This window comes from Streptomyces sp. NPDC127084 (assembly GCF_042724175.1).
Lineage (GTDB): Bacteria > Actinomycetota > Actinomycetes > Streptomycetales > Streptomycetaceae > Streptomyces.
The window spans coordinates 17,550-33,927 of sequence record NZ_JBHXFA010000081.1 but is presented as its reverse complement, the minus strand read 5'-3'; the positions used below and the strand labels follow the sequence as shown (position 1 = coordinate 33,927).

The 16,378-nt window shown below is 71.3% G+C and carries 14 protein-coding genes; 9 read left to right on the top strand and 5 right to left on the bottom strand.

The window, feature by feature from the left end:
- Positions 1–209: 209 nt before the first annotated feature.
- A complete protein-coding gene (locus ACFWI9_RS19745) occupies positions 210–2,267 on the bottom strand; it encodes a discoidin domain-containing protein (protein ID WP_387163678.1) in 2,058 nt (685 codons plus the stop codon).
- A 286-nt stretch (positions 2,268–2,553) separates the two neighbouring features.
- On the opposite strand from ACFWI9_RS19745, the gene ACFWI9_RS19740 reads away from it, so the two are divergent.
- On the top strand, positions 2,554–4,731 hold the full coding sequence (locus ACFWI9_RS19740; RefSeq protein WP_387163676.1) for a SpoIIE family protein phosphatase: 2,178 nt from the start codon (positions 2,554–2,556) through the stop codon (positions 4,729–4,731).
- Between the two features lie 29 nt (positions 4,732–4,760).
- Here ACFWI9_RS19740 and ACFWI9_RS19735 read toward each other — a convergent pair whose 3' ends face one another.
- A complete protein-coding gene (locus tag ACFWI9_RS19735; protein WP_387163674.1) occupies positions 4,761–5,972 on the bottom strand; it encodes a globin domain-containing protein in 1,212 nt (403 codons plus the stop codon).
- A gap of 94 nt (positions 5,973–6,066) precedes the next feature.
- Positions 6,067–6,510, bottom strand: a complete 444-nt coding sequence (locus ACFWI9_RS19730; protein WP_387163672.1) for an RrF2 family transcriptional regulator — start codon at positions 6,508–6,510, stop codon at positions 6,067–6,069.
- 145 nt (positions 6,511–6,655) lie between these two features.
- Here ACFWI9_RS19730 and ACFWI9_RS19725 point away from each other — a divergent pair, with 145 nt between their 5' ends.
- Together ACFWI9_RS19725 and ACFWI9_RS19720 are read left to right on the top strand one after the other, a co-directional pair.
- Positions 6,656–6,898, top strand: a complete 243-nt coding sequence (locus tag ACFWI9_RS19725) for a DUF6158 family protein (protein WP_387163670.1) — start codon at positions 6,656–6,658, stop codon at positions 6,896–6,898.
- Between the two features lie 252 nt (positions 6,899–7,150).
- Positions 7,151–7,759, top strand: a complete 609-nt coding sequence (locus tag ACFWI9_RS19720; protein ID WP_387163668.1) for a cyclase — start codon at positions 7,151–7,153, stop codon at positions 7,757–7,759.
- 102 nt (positions 7,760–7,861) lie between these two features.
- On the opposite strand, the gene ACFWI9_RS19715 is transcribed toward ACFWI9_RS19720, so the two are convergent.
- The gene (locus tag ACFWI9_RS19715; protein WP_387163665.1) at positions 7,862–8,032 is read right to left on the bottom strand and encodes a CsbD family protein; all 171 of its coding nucleotides are present in this window, start codon (positions 8,030–8,032) and stop codon (positions 7,862–7,864) included.
- Between the two features lie 351 nt (positions 8,033–8,383).
- Here ACFWI9_RS19715 and ACFWI9_RS19710 point away from each other — a divergent pair, with 351 nt between their 5' ends.
- Positions 8,384–9,226: a VOC family protein gene (locus ACFWI9_RS19710; RefSeq protein ID WP_387163663.1), complete on the top strand. Its 843-nt coding sequence runs from the start codon at positions 8,384–8,386 to the stop codon at positions 9,224–9,226.
- A 194-nt stretch (positions 9,227–9,420) separates the two neighbouring features.
- Entirely contained in the window at positions 9,421–11,490 is a 2,070-nt protein-coding gene (locus ACFWI9_RS19705; RefSeq protein WP_387163661.1) for a SpoIIE family protein phosphatase, read from the top strand.
- Positions 11,491–11,514: 24 nt separating this feature from the next.
- On the opposite strand, the gene ACFWI9_RS19700 is transcribed toward ACFWI9_RS19705, so the two are convergent.
- Complete coding sequence (locus ACFWI9_RS19700; protein ID WP_387163659.1) at positions 11,515–12,684, bottom strand: galactosyldiacylglycerol synthase; 1,170 nt, start codon at positions 12,682–12,684, stop codon at positions 11,515–11,517.
- Between the two features lie 206 nt (positions 12,685–12,890).
- Here ACFWI9_RS19700 and ACFWI9_RS19695 point away from each other — a divergent pair, with 206 nt between their 5' ends.
- The 4 genes from ACFWI9_RS19695 to ACFWI9_RS19680 are packed head-to-tail and all read left to right on the top strand — an operon-like array spanning position 12,891 to position 16,165.
- Positions 12,891–13,688 (top strand): SDR family NAD(P)-dependent oxidoreductase, encoded by a 798-nt coding sequence (locus tag ACFWI9_RS19695; protein WP_387163656.1) that lies wholly within the window; start codon positions 12,891–12,893, stop codon positions 13,686–13,688.
- Positions 13,689–13,704: 16 nt separating this feature from the next.
- Positions 13,705–14,580 carry a DMT family transporter gene (locus ACFWI9_RS19690; RefSeq protein ID WP_387163654.1) on the top strand — a complete coding sequence of 292 codons (876 nt, stop codon included), beginning with the start codon at positions 13,705–13,707 and terminating at the stop codon, positions 14,578–14,580.
- On the top strand, positions 14,574–15,389 hold the full coding sequence (locus tag ACFWI9_RS19685) for a polysaccharide deacetylase family protein (protein ID WP_387163652.1): 816 nt from the start codon (positions 14,574–14,576) through the stop codon (positions 15,387–15,389). Before ACFWI9_RS19690 ends, ACFWI9_RS19685 begins: the two co-directional genes overlap by 7 nt.
- Positions 15,386–16,165: a YqjF family protein gene (locus ACFWI9_RS19680; protein ID WP_387163650.1), complete on the top strand. Its 780-nt coding sequence runs from the start codon at positions 15,386–15,388 to the stop codon at positions 16,163–16,165. Before ACFWI9_RS19685 ends, ACFWI9_RS19680 begins: the two co-directional genes overlap by 4 nt.
- Positions 16,166–16,378: the final 213 nt, after the last annotated feature.

The window sequence follows — 16,378 nt, the reverse complement described above, 5'->3', positions numbered from 1 at the left end:
CCCCGGCGCCTCTGGGGGGGCGGGGGGGGGGGCGGGTGGCGGGCGGGGGGATCCCGCCCCCCCCGGGGGCGCCCCCACGTTGGCGGCGGCGGCCGCCGCCTCGGCCTTGTTCGCCGCCGCGTTCGCCCGCGCGGCGTGAGCGGTGGCTTCGGCAGCGGCCGCCCGGGCGCGGGGCGCCGCCCCCCCCGCCCCCCCCCGGGAGGGCGCCCTCAGGCGCTGTAGATCCCCACCTCATGCAGGGAGTAGCCCCACTTGGTGCCGCGCTCCTGTCCCAGGACCCTTACATAGCGGGCGGTCGTCCCCGCGAACTGCGCCGTGTCCAGGCCCCCGTCACCCGCGGTCGTCGACCAGACGGACCGCCAGTCGTCACCGTTGTCGGAGACCTCGATGCGGTAGGCCTTGCCGTACGCGCGTTCCCATTCGAGGGTGACCCGCTTGACCAGGCTCGGTGCGCCGAGGTCGATACGAAGCCACTGGCCGTCACTCCAGTCGCTCGCCCAGCGGGTCTTCGCCTGGCCGTCCACGGCACGGTCTGGCGCGTAGCTGGTGAACAGGCTCCACTCGGACGAGCTCGCTGACGCGGATGAGCCCGCGGCGAGATTCACTCCCGCCTTGTGGCCCTCGGACGCCCCCCAGGTGCGCAGGTACGACTCTGCGCCCTTGAAGAGGTCGTCCAGCACATCCTGGCCGCCGACCTGCCGGATGTCCTCCAGCCAGTCCGGGACGAGGCCGTAGTGCGAGGCACCGTCGGTGTTGATGTCCCAGGTGCGGTCGCCGGTGGTCTGCTTGTCGATGACGGAACCGCCGTCGACGCTGCGGAAGGGGTAGCGCACGGGGTTGGAGGTGTCCGCGCCGCGTGGCCCCGGCCAGCCGCCCACGCCGTTCATGTCGGTGCCGTAGCCGTAGCCGACCCCGTACTTGTCACGCAGGGCCTTGGTGCGCCGGGCCTCCGCGACGAAGCCTTCGGAGCCGTTCATGTACTGGGTGATGAACCCGCCGAGACGGTAGACCCGCTCGGTCCAGCCGGCGTCCATCCAGCCGTGCGAGGAGATCAGACCGGGGTACGAGCCGGCCTCGGCGATGTCGAGCACCCGGCCCGCCGCCTTGACGCTCATATGGTCGATCTCGATCATCATCTTGCGCTGCATCATGCCCCGTACGGCGTACTCCCCGAGTTCGGTGAGACCGCGGGTGTTGCACCGCGCGTCCGCGGCGTACGACGGCACCTTCACACCGTCCGGCAGCCGCTTCTCCGCTTCGGCAGCCGGAGCGAGGCCGATGGGGTTGTCGTGCTGGGGGCCGGCGCACTGCTCCGTCTTCCAGAACGTGCCGGTCGACAGGAACTGGCCCACGTTGATGGCGGTGCCGAGGGTTCCGGAGTCGAACCGCACACCGCACAGCGCGTTGTCGAACTTGTGGCACAGGAACATGCTGCGGACACCGAGGTCGTGCAGCTCGTCCAGACCGCGGTCGATGTCCTGCCTGCTGCACTGCGCGATGTCGAGGATCATCTTGCAGCCGAACGGCTCGGAGGTCTCGACCCCCAGCACCACGGCCAGCTTGCCCTGCTCGATGACCTCGCGGGCCTGCGCGGAGTCGGTGACGATCCTGAACCAGCCCTTGCCCTGGCCGCCGTACATGGCGTCGATGAACGACTGCATCTCGTACGTCTTCCGTGCCTGGAGGCGGATGGACGTCATCTCGTCGCAGCCGCGGTCCTTGAAGAAGTAGACCGAGCAGATCACGCCGTTGGTGACGAGGTCGTTGACGAGCACCCGCTGGCCGCCGCGCCAGGCGCGTTCGACCCAGGCGTAGTAGTTCTGCTGGTGGGTCAGCGAGTCATGGGCGGGCCAGTCCTTGAACGTCGGCCAGCCGGTGGGGTCGTGCTTGCCGTCGCCGCCCTTGGTGATGAAGTCGAATACCGCGAGCGAGCCGTCGGGGTAGTGCTCGGGACAGTCCTTGAGAGCGTCGGCGACACCCTGCTCGGAGAAGGTCTTGCCGCAGATGAGTCGCCCGCCGAAGGCCTCATTGGACATCAGGTGGTCATGCGCGTCCACGAAGCCGCGCACCCGGCCCTGGGCGTCGGTGCCCTTGAAGGGTTCGCCGGTGACGTTGATCTGGGAGTCAGGGGCGGGCCGTGCGGCCGGTTCCCACCATCCGGACTGTGCGGAGGAGGCCGGGGCCGTGCCGAAGACCATGGCCATCATGGTGAGAAGTAACGAAAGGATCGCCAGTGGGCTGCGCCGGCGCTGTGGGGGTCGCGTCATGGTCATCACCCATGCCTTTTGGTGTCAGCACGTGTCAGTGCGGCCCATGAACCGGTCCCCGCCCCGGCTCGGAGCGTGGGTTGTCATGGACCGTGCAAGCGGTGCCCCGAGAATCGCGACTCCTCCCTGAGGAGTCAAGAGTCCGGGACGGATGACCTGATGGACGCGACTCGTGCCCGAGCGTCGGGTGGCAATGGGTGGCGACGGGTGGACGCGGGGTGACGTCTGGGGGAGACAAGGTGTCGATTTCGGCCGTTTCGCACATATATCGACGGAAATCAGCACAATGGATGAGCGACGGGTGTCCCTGGTGGGGCGTGTCGTCACGGCGTCCTCGTGGGAGGCCAGGGAAGGGAGTCAGCTGGTGCCATCGGTTCGGCCCGGGGAGGAACAGGCTCCCGGTGCGCTCCGGTCCGAGCCGGGGACGCTGCTGGAGCATGTCTCCGTGGCCGTCTTCGGTATCGGTGCGGACGACGAGATCTGCTTCTGGGGGCCGGGTGCCCAGGACCTGTTCGGATACGACGCGGCGACGGCACTGACCCGGCCGGCCGCGCTGCTCTTCCCCGCCGGCCCCGACGAGGTCGTCGGCGTTGTGTCCGACGGCGACGGCGGCCGCGAGGCGGGCCGGCGCACGGCCGCCCTGCTGGCCGAACGCGGTCGCACGGGCTACTGGCGGGGGCGGCTGCCGGTGCGCCACCGGGACGGAACGGTCTTCAGCTGTGGTTTCCGGGTCTTCCCCGTGGCGGGCTCATCGGGGCGCTCGGTCGTCCTGGGCCTGTCCAGCCCCAGCGCGGAGCTGGACCGGGTCAAGGACAACCTGGCCTTTCTCGACGCACTCTTCGAGACCTGCCCCATCGGTCTGGTGATGCTCGACGAGCAGTTTCGCTACATCCATCTCAACCAGGCGCTCGCCGAAATGGACGGCCTCTCGATCGAGGAGCACATCGGGCGCCGGATGGGAGAGGTCATGATCACCTCGGATGACGGCGAGTACGAGCGGATGCTCCACGCCGTCGCCGCTGAGCGGCGTCCGGTCCTGGGCGCGCTGGTAGCGCTGCGTACCCCCGCATTCCCGGACCGCGACCAGGTCAGATCCGTGAGCTTCTTCCCCCTCAGCGGGGCCGTCGGCACCCGCTCGGGCCTCGGCGGACTGATGACGGACGTGACCGACCGGGAACGGGCCATCAGGGAGGCCAGCGCCAGCCGCAGGCGCCTCGGGCTCCTCGACCGCGCCGCCGCCCGGATCGGCACCACACTGGACCTGGACGTCACCGCCCAGGAGCTGGTTGACGTGGCCGTCCCCGAATTCGCCGACGCCGCCGTCGTGGAGATCGTGGAGTGGATGGACGAGAGCCTGCCCTTCCTCCCCGAATGGCCGCTCACCACCTGCCGGCTCGCTTCCGGGACCGTGCTGCCACCGCCGGCCACCGAGGCGGTGGGCGGGCTGGACTGCGTCACCTACCCGCCCGGTTCCGCCATCCACGCGATGATGTCCACCGGCCGCCCGCTCTGCGTTCCCGTCAACGACGAGTTCATGGCCCGGACCGTCGTACACGAGCAACGCGCGCGACTGCTGCGGCAGAGCGGTCTGGAACACATCCTCATCGCCCCGCTGGTCGCCCGGGGCGCGGTCCAGGGCCTCGCCATGTTCGGGCGCTCCGCGGCCCGGCCGGCCTTCACCGACGACGACCTCAGCCTCTCCGCCGAACTCGCGTCCAGAGCCGCGATCTGCCTGGACAACGCGCGCCTCTACGGTCAGGTGCAGGAGATCGCGCTCACTCTCCAGCGGGCGCTGCTCCCCAGTGCGCTGGCCGTCAGCCCGCATGTCGAAGTCGCCCATCGTTATGTACCGGGCAGCCGTATCACCGAGGTCGGCGGCGACTGGTACGACGTGATCGGTCTGCCCGGCGGGCGGGTCGCCCTGGTCGTCGGCGACGTCATGGGCCACGGGGTGCCGGCTGCCGCGGCCATGGGGCGGCTGCACATCAGTGCCAGGGCGCTGGCCAGGCACAAGCAGGAGCCGGACCAACTGCTCGCCGAGCTCGATATCTGCGCCCAGGACGCGGGTATCGAGCTGGCGACCTGCCTCTACATCGTGTACGACCCGGCGACCGGCCGGGCCAGGATCGCCAACGCAGGCCACCCGCCGCCCCTCGTCCTGCATCCGGACGGCACGGTCGACGCCGTCGGCGAGGTCCTGGGTGTGCCCCTCGGGGTCGGCGGCCACCCCTTCGCGACGACCGAGATCGAGCTTCCGGACCGCGCTGTCATCGCCCTCTACACGGACGGCCTTGTCGAGGCCCGCGGCCGGGACATCGAGGACGGCCTGGCCATGGTGAGCGCCGAACTGCGCGGGGCGTCAGGTCTGTTGGAGGACACCGTCGAACGGATCCTCGCCCGACTGCTGCCGGAGCCACCGCGCGATGACACGGTGCTGGTGCTCGCCCGGGTCCGCAGGATCTGAGGTGCTCGCGGCCGCCGGCTGCCGGCCGGTCAGTCCCGTCCGAGCCAGAGGTCGGGGCCGAACACCTCGTAGTGGATCGACCCGGCCGGCACGCCGCGCCGCAGCAGATCGCCGCGGAACGCGCGCATGAAGGGAAGCGGCCCGCACATGAAGGCGGTCACCCCGTCCGGCAGGTCGAGGGCATCGGCGTCAGCACGGCCGATCAGAGCCCCGTCCGGAAGATCGGCGGAGGAACTGTCGGCGGTTTCGTACCAGAGCCGCAGCGTCGCCCCGGGAAGACGATCCACCAGCGCCCGCAGTTCCTCGCGATGGGCGTGGTCCGCCGGACTGCGGTCGGCGTGGACGACCGCCACCGGACGCGCTGAGCCGGTGCCGGCGAGCTGGTCGAGCATGGACAGCATCGGGGTGCAGCCGATCCCGGCGGAGGCCAGCAGCAGCGGGCCGTCACCCGGGGGGAGGACCAGGTCGCCGAAGGGGGCGGAGACGGTGAGCACATCGCCCGGACGTGCGTGTGCGTGCAGCCAGGACGACACCTCGCCGTCCGGCGCGTCACCGTCCGCCACGCGCTTGACGGTGATCCGCCAGTGCGGGCGGCCGGGCGCGGAGGACAGGCTGTACTGACGGATCTGCCGTGCACCGTCGGGGAGTTCGACCTGCACGCTGATGTACTGGCCGGGTCGGAACGGAGCGGTGGGGCCGCCGTCGGCGGGGCGCAGTGTCAGTGAGACGGCGTCCCGCGCCTCCGAGCGGCGTTCGGCGACCACCATCCGCCGCCAGACCTCGCCCTCGGCCACCCGCGCCTCGCGGTAGAGGCGTGCCTCGACGGCGATGAGGGCGTTGGCCATCAGCCAGTACACCTCGTCCCATGCCTCGGCCACCTCCGCTGTGACGGTGTCCTCTCCGAGCACCTCGACTATCGCCGCGAAGAGATGCCGGTGGACGAGCTTGTACTGCTCGGAGGTGACGCCCAGTGAGGCGTGCTTGTGGGCGATTCTCAGCAGCAGGGCGTCCGGCCGGTCTCCGGGCCGTTCGATCAGCATGCCGGCGAACCCGGCGATCGAGCCGGCGAGCGCCTGCCGCTGCGCCCCGTTCGCCTGGTTGCCCCGGTTGAACAGGTCGCGCAGCAGGACGGGGTGCTCCTCGAAGAGCCTGCGGTAGAAGACCTCGGTCACCTCGCTGATGGCGGCGCCCACGATGGGCAGAGTGGCGCGGATGACGGGGGCGGAACGGGCGGACAGCATGGAGGCTCCAAATTAGTAGATGATCTTCGCATTTAAAGGCGTGGGGAGGGTGGATGGAGGAGGGTTGGGGTGGTGGAGGGCCGGGGGGCCGGAGTCAGGCCTGCGGGCGTCCCGTCAGTGCGACCAGTACCGGTCCGGTGGGCGGGGCCACGAGGTCGTTGACGGTGAGGGGGTCGAGTGTGCTGTAGAAGGCTTCCTGGGCGTCGCGCAGAGCGTGCCGGAGTCGGCAGGCCCCGCGGAGCGGGCAGGGCGGATCGCCCTCGCAGGCCACGACTTCCTCCTCGCCCTCCAGGTCGCGGACCAGCCGGCCGACCGAGGTCTGGCGCCCGGCTTCGGTGAGTGCGAGCCCGCCGCCGCGCCCGCGCCGCGCCTCCACCACGCCGAGGTGCTGGAGTCGCGCGATGGCCTTCGCCATGTGGGTGTACGGCACGTCCACGGCGTCCGCTACCTCGCGCGTGGTGAGCGGTTCGCCGGTCTTCCTGACCGCGAGGCGCATCACGGCGCGGAGCGCCAGGTCGGTGAACTTCGTGAGCCGCATGGCAGGACCGTAGCAAATAAGCATTTGATATTCCTATTTAAACGGCGGTTGGGGCGAGGTGAGCTCCGTCTCACTCCTGGCCTGGCCTGGTCGCGGTCGCGGTGCCGGCGGGACCGCCGTACACAGGAATCAGGAGGTGCGCGCCATGAGCGAACAGAGTCGCGGAGTGGCCCCCCGGCGGCTGGAGGAAGCCCAGCTGCTCAGGGAGCTGGAAGCGGTCCACCGGACACGCCACGAAACCTTGCTGCACGGATCCGACGACGCCCTGGCCACCCACACGCTCCGGATGAAGGAGCTGGAGGGCGAGTATCTGCGGCGGCATCCTGACCGCGCCCCGGTGGCAGGCCGTACTCGGGCGGGCGCGCGCGCCCGTGAAGACTGCAAATAATCCTGAGGGATTACACAGGAACGGAGCCCTGGACTTCGCTCAGGCTGCGTGGTGACATGCATGCGTCAAGTCTGCTGCTTGTTGGCTGCCTTCGGACGGACATCTCAGCGGCCCATTGCGTTCCGCCCGTTCCTCCCGTTCCGCCGAGCGTGCCCCACGCCGTGCCGGCCGCACGGTATCCCCACACCTCGCACCATGACTCCATCAGGAGGGTGAACGATGAGACTTGCCCCCACGCTCAAGCGCTTACCGATGGCGCTGGCCGCCGGCGCGGCGCTCGCCGGTATCGCCGCGGCGCCCGCCGCCGCCGCCACGACCCCGCTGACCTTCGCCTGCCAGGCGACCCCGCCCGTCGGCGGGGCCCAGACCTTCGAGGTCGCCAGTGGCGTCCACGCCACAGCGCCGGCGTCGGTCACCGCCGGCAGCACCTTCCGGGTGTCACTGGCGCCCACCACCATGACGGTCCCCGGCTCGGTCAGCGGGTACACGGTCAAGAACATCAGCAACATCAAGCTCAGCATGCCGGTCCCCGCCAACTCCACCCTGGTGGGCCAGTCCCTGTCGGGCGGCTCCGGTCTCGGCTCGGGCACACCGAGCGTCTCCGCCAGCGGCGGCACCGTCACCATGACCGTGCCCGGACCGATCAACGGCGGTGCCACCTTCACACTGCCCACGGTCAACCTGGACCTGAAGGCCGGGGCGGCTGGTAGCAGCATCACGACACAACTCGCCGGCAGCAGCTACTCGAGCCCAGGGCTCACCTTCACCGCCAAGGTGCCGATCATCTTCGTCACCGTCAACGTGCCGACAGCCTGCTACCCGTCACCCAACCCGGTGCTGAGCACCACGGCAGTCGGCTGACCGAGCCCGGCCACCGCCCACATTCCCGCTCACCGCACGAAGCCGGTGGGGCGCCGACCACGGCGCCCCACCGGTCACATCGTCGGTGCTGCTTCGGCGACCTCAGTGCCTGCTCCTCTTGCGGATGTGGTCGGCCGCCTTCTCCGCCATCTCCTGGGCCTTGCCGAGCAACTGCTCGCCGCGTCCCTCCCGCTGCATGGAGCGGTCGTGCATGGTCTTGCCGAGAGTCTCCTTGAACTTGCCCTTGATCTGCTTCGTCTTCCCCTTGTGCATGGGATCGCCGTCCTCTCGGGCTCATTGAGGGTCGGTCCAGCGGGACCCAGCCCCTGTTCACCGTGCGTCAGAGCGATGGGCGCCGCAACCCGCGAGCCCACGGGCCCTCCGGATACCCGTGAGCACCCCCGGAAAACCTGTCCCTTCCGCCCGTGGGCATGGTGTCCGGCGTCGCCGGACAGGTGAGAGCCGCTGTCCGGACCACGCCGCGCGCAGGCGTTCCCTCGTTCTCCGCGTGGCAGCGAATAGCGTGGTCTGGTTGTAGTCACGGATCATGCGGCGAAATGGGGTTGGCGAGTCGTGTCGACGTCAAGTCATACGGTGTCCGGCGCTCCGTGTTGGGTCAGTCTCATGGCGCGCGATCTGCATGCCGCGCAGCACTTCTACGGCGCCGTATTCGGCTGGGAGTTCCGGCCCACCAGGCTCGGGGAGGAGTTCTCCGTCGCGTTCCTCGGGGGAGCGCCGGTCGCCGGGATCGGTGCTCTCGCCCGCAGTCTGGCGGTGGCCGTCGAGTGGGTCCCGTACTTCGCCGTCGACGACGCGGACGTGACCGCGGCCCGTATCAGCGAGCGCAGCGCCACGGTCGCCGTCGGCCCGATCAGCTTCGGTACCGGCCGGGCCGCGCTCGCCGCCGATCGCGACGGCGCCGTGTTCGGCTTCTGGGAGGGCAAGGTGATCCCGGACTGGACCGTGGGGCGCAGCCGCGCCCCTGCCTGGCTGGAGCTGCGTACCAGGGATGCCTTCGAGGCTGCGATCTTCTACGCCGAGGTCTTCGACTGGGGAAACGAAAGTCCCGGCGGCGTCCAGGTGTCCTACGAGGACGAGCATGTCGTGCTCCGTCACGGGTCGGACAAGGTCGCGCGCCTGACCGGCGGCGCGGTCGAGGCGGCGCCTGATCCGCGGATCCGGCCGCGCTGGCACGTGTACTTCTACGTGCCCGACATCGACGCCGCCATCGACGCGGCCACCCGGCTCGGGGGCGGCGCCGTCACGGAGCCCGAGAACGAAGATGAAGGGATCGTAGGGGTTGAAGCAGGGATCGACGCGGCTGAAGGCGGCGAGGGCGAAATGGGTGCCCGGCCCTTGCCCGGTCCCGGGCAGCGCCCCGAAAGCGGTCGGGTTGTCGCCCGGCGCGTCATGCTCCGCGACCCGGACGGCGGGCTCTTCACGGTCACCACACGCGGACCCGCGTAGTCGCACTCTGTGATGGTCTCTGTGTGTGACCGGCTTGGTTTGCCCATACGAGCGCCTTGGATAGGGTGATCTAGGGAGATCCGGATATTACCGGCAATGTCAGCCATGTCCGCTGTATGGGCCGGCGGAGTGACCGTAAGGCCGGGGACCGCGAGTCCGGCGAGGGCCCGCCGTCCCCGGAGTGAGGTCGTTGCGTGGACACAGACGAGCACGCGGGGAACGTGCCGGACCAGCCCGTCACGGCGGTCGGCTACGCGGGCGTGCTCCGGGATCTCCTGCCGGTCGCCCTCTGGAAGACCGACACGAAGGGCGTCCTCGTCGAATGGTCGCTCGCCGCCCAGGAACTGCTGGGCTACACCGCGGAGCAACTGCTGGGCCGCAACGGCGTCCCCATCCTGGTGCCGGAGGCCAACTGGGAACTGGCCGAACGGCTGATCGAGAAGGTCATCGCGGGAGAGACCATCGTCGGGGCTCTCCCCGTACGGCACCGCGACGGGCGCATCGTGCCCATGGAGATGTGGATCTGCCCGTCCCCCACCCCGGGCGGCGCCATGGGCGTTCTGGTCGTCGCCGTGGAGACCTCGGCCATCCTGAGGATGCGGGACGCGCTGGCGGCGATGGAGGGACTCTTCACACAGTCACCCATCGGGCTGGCCATGCTCGATCCCGATCTGCGCTACCTACGGGTCAATGACGCCCTCGCCCGGATGAACGGCGTCCCCGCCGCCGGGCATCTGGGCAAGCGCCCGTCCGACGTGGCGCCGGGCGCCGTGACCCGGGCCCTCGAACGCGTGATGCGACAGGCACTCGCCAGCGGTGTGCCCGTCGTGGACGTGCGCGGCACGGGCCGCACCCGCGCCGACCCCGAGCACGACCGCACCTGGTCCTGCTCCTGTGCACCCCTGCTCGACACCGGTGGCCAGGGGCTCGGACTGATCGCCTCCCTGATCGACATCACCGAAGGGCAGCGTGCCCAGGCCGAGGCCGAGCAGGCGCGTCGGCGGTTCGCGCTGCTGGCCGAGGCGGGTACGCGCGTCGGGACCACACTGGACCTGCGGCAGACCGCCGATGAAGTGGTGCGACTGCTCGTACCGCAGGTGTCCGACTCCGCGGACGTGCAGCTGTTCGAGGAGATCATCGATCCCGACGAGGCCGCTTCCTCCAGCCACGGCGTGCTGCGCAGGGTCGCCGTGACCTTCCCCGACTCGGAGGCCCCCACGGCGAAGCTGGTCGTGGGGATGACCTTCCAGGTCCCCGCCGGCACGGTGTACGAACAGGTCATCGCCGAGGGACGTTCGATGAACCTGTTCCAGTCCGACCTCCCGGCCCTGATGCCCGGCCCGCAGGCCGAACGGCTGCGTACCTACTTCGGCGACCGGATGTGCTGCGCCCGGCTGGTCCCGCTGGTGGCACGTGGCAGGGTGCTCGGGGCGGTCGTGCTGACCCGTACCCGCGACCGCGAGCCGTTCGACGACCAGGACTGCGTGCTCATCGACGAACTGGTCGCCCGGGCGGCGCTGAGTATCGACAACGCCCGCATGTACACCGCCCAGCGGGCGGCCTCGCTCGCCCTGCGGCGCAGCCTGACGCACAGTTCACTGCCCCGGGTGACCGGTCTGGAACTCGCCGGGCGCTATCTGCCGGCGAGCGACCAGGCCGTGGGCGGTGACTGGTTCGACGCCTTTGCCCTGCCCGACGGCAGTACCGGCCTCGTCATCGGCGATGTCATGGGCCACGGTGTCCACTCGGCGGCGGTGATGGGCCAACTGCGCACGGCGGTACGCACACTGGCCCGCCATGGCTTCCCCCCGGACCGCATCCTGAGCTCGCTGGACGCCGCCGTGGCCGAACTCGGCGAGCACGAGATGGCGACCTGCGTCTACGCCGTCCACGACCCGGTGGCCGGCAGCTGTGAGATCGCCAGAGCCGGCCATCCACCGCCCGCGGTCGTCGACCCCCTGGGAGCGGTCACCTTCCTCGACGGTCCACCGGGAGTGCCCCTGGGTACCTGCGCACCCGGCTTCCAGACCGAGCGGGTCGCCCTTCCGCCCGGAAGCCTGCTGGTCCTCTACACCGACGGCCTGATCGAGACCCGGGACAGAGACCTCGACCAGGGCATGCGTGAACTCGCCGGTGCGCTGCGGCAGCTCGACCACCCGCTGGACGAGATCAGCGACCGGATCCTCGACCAGCTGCTGACCTCCGAGGTCCAGGACGACGTGGCCCTGCTCCTCGCGCGCGCCCTGCCGCGCACGACTCCGTGAAGACACCGCCCCCCACCCTCATACTCAGACTTCCGGCGTCCCCCGTCGTCTTGCGTCCGCTTCCGGCGACGACTTCCACAGGCGCCCACGGCCATCGAACAGGGTTTCCGTGAGGAGATCGGCCGCGTCCGCGCGGAACACGGTCGCCCCCCTGGCCACCAGCCGGTCGCGGTCAGGACCGTCTCCTGCCAGCCGGCCGACCGCCGCCACCAACCCGGCCGCGTCCCGGGCCCGCACCGACAGTCCCGCCGCCGCCATCCGCCGTACGCCCTCGGCGCCATGCCCGGGGATGGGACGGTAGCCGACCACCGGAACTCCCGCCGCCAGAGCCTGCACCGCCGTCTGCCCCGCCGCGTTGTCGACCAGTACCCGGGCGGACACCATCAGCGGCGCCATATCCGGCACCCAGCCCAGCGCGAGCGCACCGTGGAACCCGGAAGCCCGCCGCAGCAGCGCGCCGTCACGGCCGCACAGCAGCACCGGCAGCACACCGTGGTCCGCCAGCGAGCGGACCGTACCGGTGAGCGCCGAGCCCGCACCCCACGCTCCGGCGGACACCATGACCGCCGGGCGGCCCGCGCCGTACCGCGCGAAGACCGATGCCCAACCGGATGCGGACGAGACAGACCTGGCAGCGGCCCGGAATTCCGGTGCCACGACCGGGCCCGAGACCACGGCGAGCCGTCCGGTCGCGTCGCGGACCGCTGCAGCGACCTCGTCCGTGACGCAGATATGGAGGTCATTGCCAGGGTGCAGCCAGCCGCGGTGCGCCGCGAAGTCGGTGATGAACACGGCGGCCGGTACGGACAGAGCGCCGCGCTCACGCAGCCGCCCGGTCACCTGACCGGCCAGATGGAAGGTGGACACCACCGCGTCAGGGTGCCAGCGGCCGGCCAGCGCCAGCAGCGCCCGCTCGGCCGTCCTGGCCAGCGGGGTGCTGCTCGGCGCGGTGCCACCGTGCCCCGGTGACAGGAACAGCGCGTAGACGCCCGCGTACAGCCACTGGGCACGGCGGACCATCACCCGGTAGGTGCGGCGCAGGGCGGGCCCCGCCCCCGGGGGCAGCAGCGTCAGGACATCCCGGACGAGCACATCGTCGCCCCGCGCGCGCAGCCGCCGGGACAGTTCGGCGGCCACGGTGTCATGGCCCGCGCCCATGCTCGCGCTGAGCACCAGGAACCGCCGTCTGGCCATGACCCTCCCGAGCACGCCACGAAGGGAACGGTCCGCGCCTGCGGCGGCGCCCACCGCCCAGAGGCTGAATGCCTTGCCGGGGCGGTGGCGAATCGGCCCGTTCGGGTGGCTCGCCAGGTGCGCCGCCCTCTGTGGCCGGACCGTTCGGCTTCTCAGCACGGAAGCTGGCAGGGATTGGTGAGTCACACAGAACCGGAGGACGGACGATGCCCGACACAGCGCCCGGCGTGTCCCCGCACGCCACGCGACACGGCGCGGGACGACCGGTGGCGCTCATCACCGGTGCGTCATCGGGTATCGGCGAGGCGACCGCCGAACTGCTCGGTGCCGAGGACCGGTGGCTGCTGCTGCTCAACGGCCGCGACGAGGAGCGCCTGGCCGCGGTCGCACACCGCACCGGCGGGATCGCGCTGCCCGCCGACCTCTCCGCGCCCTCCGGCCATGAGCGTCTCGTGCGTGAGGCACTGGAGTGCGCGGGGCGGGTGGATGCCCTGGTCGCTGGTGCGGGCATCGGCTGGGCCGGCCCCCTGGTGGAGATGCCGGCCGATGCCGTGGACCGGCTGCTCACGGTCAATCTGACCGCCGTCGTGCATCTGGTGCGTCTGCTGCTGCCTCATATGGTCGACCGCGGCTCGGGGCGGATCGTGCTCGTCGGCTCCATGGCGGGCTCCGTCGGTGTCGCCAACGAGGCGGTCTACGCAGCCACCAAGGGAGCGCTCCAGAGCTTCGCGGACAGTCTGCGATACGAGCTCGCCGACACCCGGATCAAGGTGGGCCTGGTGTCACCGGGCGCCGTCGACACCCCGTTCTTCGCACACAGAGGAGCCCCCTACCACCGTGAGCGGCCCCGCCCAGTGTCCGCCGAACGGGTCGCGAGGGCGGTGCGGTGCTCCCTCGTCCGGGGTCGTGAGGACATCTTCGTACCGGGCTGGCTCGGGCTGCCGTCCAGGCTGCACGGCGTCGCTCCCGGTGTCTTCCGAGCACTTGCCAAGCGCGTCGGCTGAGCCGGGACCGCCGCCCATGACCACGCTATCGGTCGCGCTGGCGCTGCTCGCCGCGCTCGGCAACGCGGCGGCGTCCGTGCTCCAGCGCCGGGCCGCCGCCCGGGAGCGCGATCTGCCCGACGAGGCGCGATGGTCCTGGCTGCGCCGCCTTGTGCACCGCCCGGTGTGGTTGTGGGGTCTCGGCGCACTGCTCGTCTCGGGGCTGTGCCAGGCGGCGGCCCTGGCCACCGGGCCGCTCGCGGTCGTCCAGCCCGTCATGACCACCGAGCTGCTGTTCACGCTGGTCATCGGGGCCGCCGTGTTCCGGGTGCGGCCCGACCACCGCACCCGGTGGGCGTTCCTGGCGCTGGCGGCCGGGCTCGCCGCGTTTCTCGCGCTGACCGGGCCCTCCGGCGGGCTGGCCACGGTGCCGGGGACGCGGTGGCTGTGGACGGGGGTGTCGGCGGGTGCGGCTGTGGCCCTGCTGATGGCCGTCGGCAAGGCCCTCGGCCCGGCCCCGCGCGCGGCCGTGTTCGGCACCGCCACCGCGATCGGGTTCTCCTGTACGGCCGCCCTCGTCAAGGACACGACCGGCCGGCTCGCCCAGGGACTCACCACCGCGGTCACCAGCTGGCAGCCCTACGCGGCCCTGGCTGTCGGACTGGGCAGCTTCCTGCTGCTGCAACTGACCCTGAGAGCGGGCACACTCGTCGCCTCGCAGCCGGCGCTGACCCTGGGGGACGCGTTTCTCAGCGTGGTCCTCGGCGTGCTGCTGTTCGACGAGCAGGTCGAGCTCGGCACGCGGATCATCCCCGAACTGACAGCCCTGGCCGTCCTGGTGGCGGCCAGCGTGTATCTGGCGGGTTCACCGCTGATCTCGGGCCGTGGCGGTAAGGAGGAGTCGTCGTGGTGAGGCCGGGGCACCGCCCGGGGCCGCCGGCACACTCCGCGGCTGCCTTCGCCGCGCTGGCGGTGGCCGCGTGGCATATCGGCCCCGCCGCGACCTGGCTCCCACCGGTTCGCGCGGCACTCGGGGCGGTACGCCCCTTCGTACCCGGAGCCGGACCGGTCGTCGGGCTCGACGGCCGCGGGCACCCCGGCCGGGTGGCCCTGACCTTCGACGACGGACCCGACCCCGCCACCACCCCGTACTTCCTGCTGGCCCTCGAACAGCTCGCGGTACACGCCACCTTCTTCGTCCTCGGCGAGCGGCTGGCTCGGCACCCCGGCCTCGGGCAGCGGATCGCGGCCGAAGGACACGAACTCGCGGTCCACGGCTGGCGGCACGGCAGACCCTGGACACCCCGACCCGGCCGCGACGCCCGGGACGTGCTGCGCACCGCCACGCTGGTACGGCGCGTCTCCGGCACGTATCCGCGCTGGTACCGGCCGCCCTACGGAATCCTCACCGGCGGTCGGCTCACCGCCGCCCGGCGGGCCGGACTCTCGACGGTCCTCTGGTCCGACTGGGGACGCGACTGGACGGCCCAGGCCACCGCCGAGAGCGTCTTCGCCGAAGCGACCCAGGGGCTTCGCGGCGGAGCGACCGTGCTGCTGCACGACACCGACGCCTGCGGCGCCCCGGGTTGCTGGCGCGCTGCCCTGGGCGCGCTTCCCGCTCTAGTCGCGGCATGCCGGAACCGCGGCCTGACGGTCGGTCGGCTCGCGGAGCACGGCCTGCCGGCGGAAGTCAACCGGGACGCTGGCACACTGGCTCTGTGACGCTCACCCCCCGCGCCCCGGAAGCCATCACACCCCAAGAGATCGACCCGGACCCGCCCGGCGACACCGCCCGACCACTGCTCACCCAGTCATGGCTCGACCTCGCCTTCCTCCACTGGGCCGCGGACCCGGACGAGGTGGCACGGCTGCTGCCCGCCGGCACCGTCCCCGACACACTGGACGGCGTCACCTACGTCGGGCTCGTCGCCTTCCGTATGCACCGCGTGGGGTGGTTCCGGCTCCCGGGCATCCCGTATCTCGGCACCTTCCCGGAGACCAACGTCCGGCTGTACTCGGTTGACCGGCACGGCCGCCGCGGTGTGGTCTTCCGCTCGCTCGACGCCTCACGGCTGATCCCGGTGGCGGTGGCCCGTGCGGCCTTCCGGCTGCCGTACCTGTGGTCCCGGATGGCCGTCGAACGCGACGGCGACGTCCTCACGTACACCAGCGCGCGGCGCTGGCCCGGTCCGCGCGGGGCGCGCAGCCGGATCGGGATACGGGTCGGGGAGCGCGTCGACGAGCCGAACAGGCTGGAGCACTTCCTCACGGCACGCTGGGGCATGCACAACGCCTTCTTCGACAGGCCTGTGTACCTCCCGAACACCCACCCGCGCTGGCCCCTGCACCGCGCCGAACTGCTTGCCTGCGAAGAGGACCTGATACAGGCCGCGGGCCTGTCGGCACCCACCGGCGCGCCGGTGAGCGTGCTGTACTCCCCAGGGGTGCCGGTTCGCTTCGGCCGCCCGGCCAGGCCCGCGGGTATCCCCACTCCTTGAGGCGCACCCCGGTGGGGCGCCCGCACCGGCCGTGTCCGCTCGGCTACGGTGATCCACCGGAAGGTGTACGTCGGCGCGGCAGGGCCCGCCGAGGCCGCCGCGCTCTGTCTGTCGCCATGTGAGCGAGGTCGGCCGGTGCACGGCAGAAGCCGAATGCCCCCGGCCGCGGGTGGGGTAATACGGCCCCGGTGGCCCCGGGGCCCGGTACGAACC

Bases quoted from the DNA above. Each gene is read 5' to 3' on its own strand.
- ACFWI9_RS19745 (WP_387163678.1), bottom strand. From the start codon at position 2,267: ATGACGCGACCCCCACAGCGCCGGCGCAGCCCACTGGCGATCCTTTCG.
- ACFWI9_RS19740 (WP_387163676.1), top strand. From the start codon at position 2,554: ATGGATGAGCGACGGGTGTCCCTGGTGGGGCGTGTCGTCACGGCGTCC.
- ACFWI9_RS19735 (WP_387163674.1), bottom strand. From the start codon at position 5,972: ATGCTGTCCGCCCGTTCCGCCCCCGTCATCCGCGCCACTCTGCCCATC.
- ACFWI9_RS19730 (WP_387163672.1), bottom strand. From the start codon at position 6,510: ATGCGGCTCACGAAGTTCACCGACCTGGCGCTCCGCGCCGTGATGCGC.
- ACFWI9_RS19725 (WP_387163670.1), top strand. From the start codon at position 6,656: ATGAGCGAACAGAGTCGCGGAGTGGCCCCCCGGCGGCTGGAGGAAGCC.
- ACFWI9_RS19720 (WP_387163668.1), top strand. From the start codon at position 7,151: ATGGCGCTGGCCGCCGGCGCGGCGCTCGCCGGTATCGCCGCGGCGCCC.
- ACFWI9_RS19715 (WP_387163665.1), bottom strand. From the start codon at position 8,032: ATGCACAAGGGGAAGACGAAGCAGATCAAGGGCAAGTTCAAGGAGACT.
- ACFWI9_RS19710 (WP_387163663.1), top strand. From the start codon at position 8,384: ATGGCGCGCGATCTGCATGCCGCGCAGCACTTCTACGGCGCCGTATTC.
- ACFWI9_RS19700 (WP_387163659.1), bottom strand. From the start codon at position 12,684: ATGGCCAGACGGCGGTTCCTGGTGCTCAGCGCGAGCATGGGCGCGGGC.
- ACFWI9_RS19695 (WP_387163656.1), top strand. From the start codon at position 12,891: ATGCCCGACACAGCGCCCGGCGTGTCCCCGCACGCCACGCGACACGGC.
- ACFWI9_RS19690 (WP_387163654.1), top strand. From the start codon at position 13,705: ATGACCACGCTATCGGTCGCGCTGGCGCTGCTCGCCGCGCTCGGCAAC.